This is a genomic window from Moorena sp. SIO4A1, from assembly GCF_010672065.1.
In the GTDB taxonomy this organism is placed as follows: Bacteria; Cyanobacteriota; Cyanobacteriia; order Cyanobacteriales; family Coleofasciculaceae; genus Moorena.
The window spans coordinates 1-1,168 of sequence record NZ_JAAHHX010000927.1; the positions used below are offsets into that span (position 1 = coordinate 1).

A 1,168-nucleotide genomic window follows, 5' to 3' on the forward strand; every position below is an offset into this window, starting at 1 on the left:
GTTTTATGTTTGAGTTAATGACTCCTTATAATCGCATTGTAGTGCGACATAATAGAGAAAAACTCATCCTGCATGGGGCGAGAAATATTCAGACATTGCAGGAAGAATTACCCAGTAAATGGGAAGGAAAATATGGATGGGAAATTGTTAAGACGTATCCTTTAACAACGTTACCCTTGATTATCAAAGCTACAGAAGCTTTAGATCCGATGATATCAGAGGGCTATATTGTTTGCGACCATCGCTTTAATCGACTTAAAGTAAAATCGGCGAAATATATAGAAATATCTTCTGCCAAAAGCGGATTTTCTACTCGTAGTATATTGGAGATTATTTTAACCAATGAAGGAGAAGAGTTTTTAACTTACTATCCCAAATGGTTGGAATTATTTAATCAAATTAAAGCTAACTATGACGCTTTGGTTAGAGAAATAGAAACAAGCTACGAACAATACAAAGACATCCCTCTACAGAAAGATTTTGCTTTAGCAGTTAAACATCTTCCCTACTGTGGGACATTATTTGCTTTGCGCGCCCAGAAAGTATCCAGTGTCCGAGAATTCCTGTGCCATCTTCCCATAGGGAAATTAGAAACATTATTAGATTTAGATTACATGCATTTGGGGTAAGCATATAGCAAAGGGAACAGGGAACAGGGAACAGGGAACAGGGAGCAGGGAGCAGGGAAGAGGGAAGAGGGAAAACAATCCTGTGTACCTGATAGTTATGCAAACCGCCGTATGCTTATAGCTGATAGCTGACAGCTGACAGCTGATAACTGAATGCTTAAATATATAGCAAAAAAAAACTCGGTCAAGTTCTGGTTAACCCCAAGTCTTGACCGAATTCTATTGTGTACACAAAAACGAGTACACAATAGGTCAACTCAATGAAATCAATTCTAATGACTAAAAACATTCCTCCAGAGTTAGTCAGCAATTGCTCGAAAGCAACCACATTCTAACCTCCGATTTATGCTATTCCATACTACTTCATCCCGCTTCAGAAAACAACTTTCAATCTTGATGGTGGCCAGGGCGTCAAAGCCCTGGCAAATTCCTATCCTAGTCTAAGTAAAAATATCGCACCAAAGTGGTCATCACCTCACCAGGCTTTTCGGTGGGCTCGGGAGTGCTCCACTCATAGGGGTATGCATACTTAAGGGAAT

General features: G+C 39.6%; 1 pseudogene. It reads left to right on the forward strand.

What is annotated here, in order from left to right:
• Positions 1 to 629, forward strand: a pseudogene (locus F6K53_RS44165) (2'-5' RNA ligase); the annotation flags it as partial.
• Positions 630 to 1,168: the final 539 nt, after the last annotated feature.